This is a genomic window from Novosphingobium sp. (assembly GCF_024642085.1).
Taxonomy (GTDB): Bacteria; Pseudomonadota; Alphaproteobacteria; order Sphingomonadales; family Sphingomonadaceae; genus Novosphingobium.
In genome coordinates this window covers 74,644-83,907 of sequence record NZ_JAHEBV010000011.1, presented here as the reverse complement: position 1 = coordinate 83,907, position 9,264 = coordinate 74,644, and the positions used below count along the sequence as shown (strand labels likewise).

Annotated in this window: 7 protein-coding genes and 1 other RNA gene; 6 read left to right on the top strand and 2 right to left on the bottom strand. The window is 61.8% G+C overall.

Annotation, left to right across the window (positions count from 1 at the left end; genetic code table 11):
- The 5 genes from Q0L62_RS06925 to Q0L62_RS06905 form a co-directional block, all read left to right on the top strand.
- The coding region (locus Q0L62_RS06925) for an ATP-dependent helicase C-terminal domain-containing protein (RefSeq protein WP_296678274.1) at positions 1-1,708 on the top strand (1,708 nt) is incomplete at its 5' end.
- Between the two features lie 44 nt (positions 1,709-1,752).
- Entirely contained in the window at positions 1,753-2,031 is a 279-nt protein-coding gene (locus tag Q0L62_RS06920; protein WP_296678272.1) for an ETC complex I subunit, read from the top strand.
- Positions 2,032-2,238: 207 nt separating this feature from the next.
- Positions 2,239-2,333, top strand: an RNA gene (gene ffs / locus Q0L62_RS06915) — signal recognition particle sRNA small type.
- Between the two features lie 36 nt (positions 2,334-2,369).
- On the top strand, positions 2,370-4,157 hold the full coding sequence (locus Q0L62_RS06910) for a DNA polymerase III subunit gamma/tau (protein WP_296678270.1): 1,788 nt from the start codon (positions 2,370-2,372) through the stop codon (positions 4,155-4,157).
- A gap of 1 nt (position 4,158) precedes the next feature.
- Complete coding sequence (locus Q0L62_RS06905; RefSeq protein ID WP_296678268.1) at positions 4,159-4,497, top strand: YbaB/EbfC family nucleoid-associated protein; 339 nt, start codon at positions 4,159-4,161, stop codon at positions 4,495-4,497.
- Position 4,498: 1 nt separating this feature from the next.
- Here Q0L62_RS06905 and Q0L62_RS06900 read toward each other — a convergent pair whose 3' ends face one another.
- Both Q0L62_RS06900 and Q0L62_RS06895 read right to left on the bottom strand, forming a co-directional pair.
- Positions 4,499-5,290 carry a hypothetical protein gene (locus Q0L62_RS06900; RefSeq protein ID WP_296678266.1) on the bottom strand — a complete coding sequence of 264 codons (792 nt, stop codon included), beginning with the start codon at positions 5,288-5,290 and terminating at the stop codon, positions 4,499-4,501.
- A gap of 8 nt (positions 5,291-5,298) precedes the next feature.
- Positions 5,299-6,588: an amidohydrolase family protein gene (locus Q0L62_RS06895; RefSeq protein WP_296678264.1), complete on the bottom strand. Its 1,290-nt coding sequence runs from the start codon at positions 6,586-6,588 to the stop codon at positions 5,299-5,301.
- Between the two features lie 193 nt (positions 6,589-6,781).
- Here Q0L62_RS06895 and lon point away from each other — a divergent pair, with 193 nt between their 5' ends.
- The gene (gene lon / locus Q0L62_RS06890; protein WP_296678262.1) at positions 6,782-9,199 is read left to right on the top strand and encodes an endopeptidase La; all 2,418 of its coding nucleotides are present in this window, start codon (positions 6,782-6,784) and stop codon (positions 9,197-9,199) included.
- Positions 9,200-9,264 lie beyond the last annotated feature (65 nt).

Here is a 9,264-nt window from a genome sequence, read left to right as displayed (position 1 = left end):
CGCCCAGCGCGCGGCCATTGGCCGCGATCCCGGCGGGCAACGCCGAATCGTTCTGGCCACGGCTATCGCCGAAACCTCGCTTACGCTGGACGGGGTTGCGGTGGTCGTCGATGCCGGTCTGTCGCGCCGCGCCGAGTATGACAAAGCGGCTGGGGTCACACGGCTGGTCACTCACCGGGCAAGCCAGGCCGCCGCCGCGCAGCGTGCCGGGCGTGCTGCCCGGCAAGGTCAAGGGGTCGCTTATCGTCTTTGGGAAGAGGCTGCGCATGCCGGAAGGCCCGAGTTTGACCCGCCCGAAATGTTGACGTCGGATCTGGCGCCGCTGCGGCTTACCTTGGCGCAATGGGGTGCAGCAGAACCTGCAGCATTACCTTGGATCGATCCACCACCCGGCGCAGCACTGGCTGCAGCAACGCGAAGTCTACAGGCGCTTCGTGCGCTTGACGCGGCGGGCACGATAACGCCGCACGGCCGCAACATGGCACGTTTGCCCATGGATCCAGCGGCGGCTCACATGCTGCTCTATGCGGCACAGCACGGCGAGGAGCTTGCTGCAGCTCGCTTGGCTCTGTTGCTGCAAGAGCGCGGATTGGGCGGGCGCAGCGATGACCTTGCCGCACGGATGCAGCACTGGGACCGCGACCGTTCTGGCCGTGCCAGGGCTTCGGACGAGCTGGCGGCACGCTGGGCCAAACTTGCGCGCGGTTTTAATCCAGGTCAGGCTGACTCTGCCAACGCTCATGCGCCATCGCTGCCATTGGGCGTGCTTCTGGCCGAGGCATATCCGCACAACATCGCCCGCCGCCGCGATGTGTCGGGAGAAAACTGGATCACCGCGGGAGGGCGCGGGCTTCGGCTCGATCCCGCATCGCCCCTGGCACGGGCAGGATGGCTGGCCGTTGGCGGTGCCCAGGGTGAAGCCAAAGGCGCGCGGATAACAAGCGCCATTGCGCTCGACGAAACAGATGTTCTTCGCTGGCTGGCGCACCGCACCACGCGCCGCAGCACGCTGCGCTGGGTCGCGGACGAGGGCAGAGTTGAGGCCTTGGTCGAAACCTGCTTGGGGGCGATCACCTTTGCTCGCGGGTCCGATGCTGCCCCCGATCCGGAAGCGATCCGGTTGTTCCTTGTGGAAAAGATTGCGAGGGAAGGCCTCGATATTTTGCCGCTTTCGAAAGCCAGCCAGGCGCTTCTGCGCCGCGCGCGCTATGCCATGATTGCGGCGCTGGGCGATGATGCACTGAAAGCGGATGCATCCGTCTGGCTTGGCCCCTTGCTGTCGCGCCGGCTGGACCAGACCGATCCGGCAAAGCTCCACGAAGCGCTGCGCGGCAGGCTGGACTATGCTGCGCAGCAAGCGCTTGAGCGGCACGCCCCGGCACAGTTCGCCAGCCCGGCAGGGACCAGTCACGCAATAGATTATGATGATCCCGGCGGGCCAAGCGTGGAATTGCGCGTCCAGGCGCTGTTCGGGCTTGACCAGCATCCCACGTTTGGGCAACCGCCTCAGCCCCTGCTTCTCAAGCTGACCGATCCCGGCGGCAAGCCGCTGCAAACTACACGCGATCTGCCCGGTTTCTGGCGCGGATCGTGGAAGGACGTGCAGCGCGACATGAAGGGCCGCTACCCCAAGCATCGCTGGCCGGACCAGCCGTGGACCGAGGCGCCCAGCCTGAAGACCAAGAACGCCTTTAACAGGAGCGGCTGATGCCGGCTTGATTTGGCGTGCCAAACGACGCTAGGGCGCAGGCCATGGCCGCACGCATCTATCAACGTCCCAAAAACGCCATGCAGTCGGGTAAGGCCCGGCTTGGTGAATGGATCCTCGACTTTGTTCCGGCAGAAGCACGAAAAGCTGATCCGCTGATGGGCTGGGCTGGTTCCGGCGATACACAAAGCCAGGTTCAGCTGACTTTTGGTTCGGCGGAAGACGCGCAGGCCTATGCCGTGCGTTATGGCATCGATGCGGCAGTTCATACAGTTCCGCCGCGCCGGCTGAAGCTGCAGACCTACGCCGACAATTTTCGCTGATCGCGCAGCGCCTGCTGGGTCTTGATGAATGAAGCGGACCCGGTCAGTGCTTGGGTCGCGCAGGTAAGCAATGGCCAGATCCGCTTCGCAGCCGAACTGGGACAGCCCGGCCATTTGACATGCCCCCTTGGAGCGAGTCGCCCACGATCCTACGCGTGCCCTGCACAGTAGACTTGCTTAAACGCGACACCGCCGCCATATGCGCCGCCGGGAGTCGGTCGGACGTTTGCGCTCGCCAATCTGGTCAGGTCCGGAAGGAAGCAGCCACAACGGGTTGCGGCGGGTCGGCCGGCTCCTTTACCTTCGACAATCAAGCTGCCTCCGCCTAGTCTGCGACCATGGGTGATTCCCCCGATATCTTCGGCGACGAGCCGGACCACGCCGCCGCCGCCCCGACCGTTGCCGAACTTGAAGAGGCGGGTCAGGGCGCAATGTTCGGCGCGCCTGAAGCCGTGCCTGTTGCATCCGTGGCTGCCATTGCAGTTTCCGCGGCTGGTTCGCCCGCGCAGCCCTATCGCGTGCTGGCGCGCAAATACCGCCCGCAGACTTTCAGTGCGCTGATCGGGCAGGACGCGATGGTCCAGACACTGGGCAACGCCATCAAGCGTGATCGGCTGGCGCACGCCTTCCTGATGACCGGCGTCCGGGGCGTGGGAAAGACCAGCACCGCAAGGTTGATTGCCAAGGCGCTTAATTGTGTCGGCGCTGACGGGCTGGGAGGGCCCACGATCGACCCATGCGGCCGGTGCGAACCGTGCGTTGCCATTGCCGAAGGGCGCCACATCGACGTGATCGAAATGGACGCCGCCAGCCACACCGGTGTCGACGATGTGCGCGAGATTATCGAGGCAGTGCGGTATGCTGCGGTTTCGGCGCGCTACAAGATCTACATCATCGACGAAGTCCATATGCTAAGCCGCAACGCCTTCAACGCGCTGCTAAAGACACTGGAAGAGCCGCCGGGGCATGTGAAGTTCCTGTTCGCCACCACCGAGGTCGACAAGTTGCCGGTTACCGTGCTGAGCCGCTGCCAGCGCTTTGACTTGCGCCGTATCGCCACGTCGATGCTTGCGGATCACTTCGCGGCAATCTGCAAGGCTGAAAACGTTGATGCCGAGGACGAGGCTTTGGCAATGATTGCTGCTGCTGCCGAAGGATCGGTGCGCGACGGGCTGTCTATACTCGACCAGGCGATTGCTCATGCTGACCTTGGCGGACAAGGTGCGGTCACCGTAGCCCAGGTCCAGGACATGCTGGGATTGGCGGACAAAACAGCCCAGCGCCGCCTTTTCGCCGCCATGCTGGCGGGAGACGGAAGCGCGCTGCTTGATCTGATCGACCAGCAGTTCGCGCTGGGGATAGAGCCACTGGCGTTGATGCGCTCGACCATGGAGCTGGCTCACCGGATTGCAGTGGCCCAGCTGGGCAAAAGCGCTGTCGAAGCCGTTTCGGCTGAAGAGCGCGAAGCCTTGGATGGGTGGGCTGAACGTCTTACGCCAGGCCAGGTCCACCGGCTGTGGCAGTTGCTGCTGAAAGGCCATGACGAAGTGCGGACCGCGCCCGATCCGCTGGTCGCAGCCAAAATGGCTTTGCTGCGTGTCCTGCACGCCAGCGACATGCCCGATCCTGGCGCTTTGGTGAAGAAGCTTGAGGCACTTGCGGCAAGCGGCGGCTCCGCTTTACCTGCTGCGCAGCTTGAGCCGTCCGCCGCCGCAGCTCAACCTTTGCCGGCCCCCGATTTGCCTTGGCGCGCGCTGGTTGAAACGGTTGATCAGTCGGGGCAGCTGCGCCTGGCCCAGGTCATGCGTGACTGGGTGCGGGTCATCGACCTTAAACCTACTGAACTGCTTTATGCCCTGGCTCCGGGCTATTCCGGGGATCCGACGGCTGAATTGCGCGACGCTTTGCTGCGCGCCACGGGCGAGCGCTGGCAGGTTACCCGAGGCGAAGGCGCCGGCCAGCCAAGCCTGCGCGAACAGGCCGAGGCGATAAAGGAAGCGGAACGTGCCGCGATGATGGCTCACCCGCTGGTCGCAGCGGCATTTGCCGCGTTTCCCGATGCACAGATAATCGAAGAAAGTCCCGACACGCGCGCTGCGCAGGGCGGCAACAGATGGAGCAGATGACGTGAAGTCGATGGAAGAGATGATCAAGGCGGCCCAGCAGGCGGCAGAGACCATCAGCAAGCAGATGGAAGAAAGCCAGACCAAGCTTGACGGGATAGAGGTTGAAGGCAGGGCTGGCGGCGGTCTGGTATCGGTGCGCGCTACGGCCAAGGGCCGCATTATTGGCGTGGCAATCGACGAAAGCCTGCTTCAACCATCTGAAAAGGGCATTCTGGAAGATCTGATCGCCGCCGCCTTCAACGATGCCCGCGCCAAGGCGGACGAGGTTGCGGGCCGTGAAATGGCATCGATGCAGCAGGGTATGGGATTGCCTCCGGGGTTCAAGCTGCCGGGGATGTGATTCAGGCTTTGGCACCTGGATGCTCACCAGCGCGCTGCGGCAGTATCAGCACTAGCGCGAGAATGACGCCAGCAAGCACCAATGATGCGAGTGGGCGGCTGAGTTCCAGTCCGCCCTTGGCCAGCGGCTTGTCAAGAAAGTCGCCCACTGTGGCGCCCAGCGGCCGGGTCAGGATGAATGCTGCCCAAAACAGCATGACCCGGCTGGCTTTGGTCCAAAGATATAGGGCGGCGACGCCTGCAAGCGCGGCGCCGAACACCGCCGCACCGCCCACATAACCCAGACCGATACCAGGCGGCAGGTCATCAAGGGGCGCGGCCAGCCAATCGCCCAGCGCGGTTCCGAGCGTCTGCGAAAACGTTATGGTCAACCAGTAGAACGCTTCGGCTCTTGCGGTTGCGATAGTGTTGACGTTGACCGTCCCCATCGAACGGTGCCAGGCAAACAGGCAGGCGAGGACTGAGCCAAACAGCAATACCGATCCGCCCGGATAACCGATGCCGATCGAACGGGTGGCGAAATCGGCCATGGTGGTGCCTGCGGTGGTGGAAGCGATAATCGTGGCCCAGTAGAGCAGAGGGTGAAATTGCTTCGCCCTGATCTGCGCAAGAACCAGCACAATAAGCGGCACGATGAAAATCGCGCTGCTTGCCAGGTAACCGAAATCATAGGTCATCGACAGCGAATCGCCGCCGGTTTCTCCCAGTGTGGTCGCAAGGATCTTGATGATCCAAAAGCCCAGCGTAATCGCTGGTACTTTGCTCAGCACGGCATTCGTCTGATCTGTGGGCATGGCTGTTCCTAACGCGCCGGTTCGATAATCTTGCCGCCCTTGACCACACCGCTGACGTGTTCAAGCAAGCGGACATCTTTAAGCGGATCGCCGTCGACAGCCACCAAATCGGCATAACGTCCGATGGAAATCTGGCCGACATCGCCAGCGCGTCCCAGCGCCTGCGCGGCATTAAGCGTTGCGGCGCGGATCGCGTCCAGCGGGGTCATGCCATATGTAACCATGGTATTGAACTGTTTGCCTACCTGACCATGGGGCATCACCCCGGCGTCGCTGCCGAACACCATGCGTACGCCGGCTTTGAATGCTTTACGGAAATTGTCGCGCTGGATCTGGCCGATTTCGCGGTCCTTGCGCAGGCTGTCTTCCAGCACGCCGTTCTTCTTGCCCTCGGCCTGGGTGTAATCTGTGTTGTAGATATCCATCGAAAACCAGACCGGCTGCTTGCGCGCAACCGCCATCTTGATCCCTTCATCGTCGACCAGGCTGGCGTGTTCTATGGTGTCGATCCCGGCCCGGATCGCGGCCTTGATCCCCGCTGCACCGTGCGCATGGGCGGCAACCCGAAGTCCGGCCATATGTGCTTCGTCGGCAACCGCATCCAGCTCGGCCTGGGTAAGCTGCTGCTGACCGGGTTCGTCGTTGTGAGAAAAGACCCCGCCGGTTGCACAAACCTTGATCACCTGGGCGCCATACTTTTTCTGGCGCCGCACCTGGAAGCGCAGTTCATCGGGCGAATCGCCCACGCCCTGTGCTTTTCGGCCCGGTTCCATCCCGGGCGGAAAGCCGGTGACATCGCAGTGACCGCCTGTCACTCCCAGCGCATAACCCGCGCCGATGATCCGCGGGCCGGTGACATAGCCGTTGTCGATTGCCTGCTGCAGTCCGATGTCATCCCAATTGGCCGACCCGACGTTGCGTACCGTAGTGAACCCGGCATCAAGCATGGCGCGGCCATTGGCTACAGCGGACACTGCAAAGAAGCTGTCGGTAAACTCCAGCCCTCGATACCCGCCGATGTCGGCCGGACTGTCGAGGTGGACGTGCATGTCGATCAGGCCCGGAATCAATGTCTTGCCGCCCATGTCGATATGACTTGTGTCAGCGGTCCAGCGCACTGTCCGCGCATCGGCAATCGAGGTGATACGCCCATCTTCGCCCACGAAAATGGCCGGATGTTCGACATAGGTGCCGCTCGTCACGTCAAGATATCGGTCAGCGGTAATTACCGTGTCGCCGGCAAGGGCGGGGGACGCGAACAGAATAACAAGTGTAGTGGCTGCAATGAAGGTGCGCATGACGTGTCCCGGATAGAGTGCGGGTCTCTGCGTAACGCACGGCAACCAATTGGCAAGAAGCCATCAGGCAAGCCCTGCATTCCACAGCCAGATTGGGCTCCGGCATTGCGCGCCGCGCGGGTCAACCCCATATCCCGATGCAAAGGCGGGATTCACCCGCACGGCGCGCATTCGCGCCGAACTGGATTAAGCCATGACCAAGACGCTTCCCCTGCTTCCCTTGCGCGACATAGTCGTATTTCCCGGCATGGTCGTGCCGCTGTTTGTCGGCCGCGACAAATCGGTCGCCGCGCTGGAAACGGCTATGGCCGCCAGCGACGACAAGGATATCTTCCTGCTCGCCCAGCTTGATCCGGGCTGCGATGATCCCGACGATCAGGACCTGTTCGACGTCGGCGTGATCGCGACAGTGCTGCAGCTTCTGAAACTGCCGGACGGTACGGTCCGCGTATTGGTTGAGGCCAAGCAGCGCGCCACGCTGGAAGAACTGAAGGTCATCGGCGGCGCCAACGGCGATTATGTAACGGCCAACATCCAGCTGGTTGATCCGGTTTCGGTGTCGGGCAACGAAGTGGCTGGCATGATGCGCTCGGTAGTCGAAGCGTTCGGCGAATATGCCAAGCTCAACAAAAAGCTGCCAAGCGAAGCGGGCGAAAACCTGGGCGAAATCGTCGATGCCTCTGCGCTGGCCGACGCTGTCGCCTCGCACATCCAGGCCAAGGTTTCGGACAAGCAGGCAATGCTGAGCGAGGCCGATCCCTTGAAGCGGCTGGAAATGGCCTATTCCTTCATGGAAGGCGAACTGGGCGTATTGCAGGTCGAACGCCGCATTCGCGGGCGCGTGAAGCGTCAGATGGAAAAAACCCAGCGCGAATATTACCTCAATGAACAGATGAAGGCGATCCAGTCGGAACTGGGCGGCGGCGACGATGGTGAAGCTGACGAGATGGCCGAATTGCAGGCCAAGATTGACAAGCTCAAGCTGTCAAAGGAAGCCCGCACCAAGGCCAACGCCGAACTCAAAAAGCTCAAGTCAATGCAGCCGATGAGCGCCGAAGCGACGGTCATCCGCAATTACCTGGACGTGTTGCTGGGCCTGCCGTGGGGCAAGCGTTCCAAGCTGAAGAAAGACATCGGCGCGGCGCAGGCAATCCTCGATGCAGATCATTATGCGCTCGACAAGGTCAAGGACCGGATTGTTGAATATCTGGCGGTTCAGGCCCGTACCAACAAGCTCAAGGGTCCGATCCTGTGTTTAGTCGGTCCTCCGGGTGTGGGCAAAACCAGCCTGGGCAAGTCCCTGGCGCGTGCGACAGGGCGTGAGTTTATTCGCCAGTCTCTGGGCGGAGTGCGCGACGAAGCCGAGATTCGCGGCCACCGCCGGACCTACATAGGCTCGTTACCCGGCAAGATCATCACCAACCTCAAAAAGGCCGGGGCGAGCAATCCACTGTTTTTGCTCGACGAAATCGACAAGCTGGGCCAGGATTTCCGCGGAGACCCGGCATCTGCCTTGCTTGAAGTGCTTGATCCTGAACAGAATGCCAAGTTTCAGGATCATTACCTTGAGCTCGATTTTGACCTGTCGGACGTGATGTTTGTCTGCACGGCCAACAGCCTCAACCTGCCGCAACCTCTGCTCGACCGAATGGAAATCATCCGGCTTGAGGGTTATACCGAAGATGAAAAGGTCGAAATTGCTGAGCGGCACTTGGTCGCCAAGCAGGTCGAGGCGCACGGGTTGAAGGAGGGTGAGTTTACTCTCACCACCGAGGCGCTGCGTGATCTCATCCGTTATTACACCCGCGAAGCCGGAGTGCGGACTCTTGAGCGTGAAATTGCCCGGCTGGCTCGCAAATCGCTGCGCCGCATTCTGGAAGGCAAGGACACTGTCGTTGCGATCACTCCGGAAAACCTGGGTGACTTCGCCGGCGTGCGCAAGTTCCGTTATGGCGTGGCGGAGGAAGAGCACCAGGTCGGTGCAGTGACGGGCCTCGCCTGGACCGAAGTGGGCGGCGAGCTGCTCACCATCGAAAGCGTCACGGTCCCGGGCAAAGGTACCGTGAAGACCACCGGCAAGCTGGGCGAAGTCATGAACGAATCGATCCAGGCAGCTTACAGCTTCGTTCGGGCGCGCAGCCCGGCGTACGGGATCAAGCCCAGTCTGATCGCGCGCAAGGACATTCACATTCACTTGCCCGAAGGCGCGGTCCCCAAGGACGGCCCGTCAGCCGGGATCGGAATGGTCACATCGATAGTTTCGACACTGTCGGGCATTCCGGTGCGCAAGGATATTGCCATGACCGGTGAGGTCACCTTGCGTGGCCGCGTGCTGGCTATCGGCGGGCTGAAGGAAAAGCTGCTTGCGGCGCTGCGCGGCGGGATAAAGACGGTGCTTATTCCCGAAGAAAACCGCAAGGATCTGGCCGAGATCCCGGCCAACGTCATCGAAGCGCTGGAGATCATCCCCGTCGCGCATGTTGACGAGGTGCTCGAACGGGCACTGACTGCGCCTTTGGAAGCGATTGAATGGAGCGAGGCCGACGACCTGTCGAGCCAGCCTGCGGCCGCTGGCGCCGAACCTTCCGGTTCGACTCATACCGCACATTGATTCGGCGATCCGCAGATGCTGCATTGCGGTATTTGCGTATCATATCTGAATGTTGCGGTGCACCA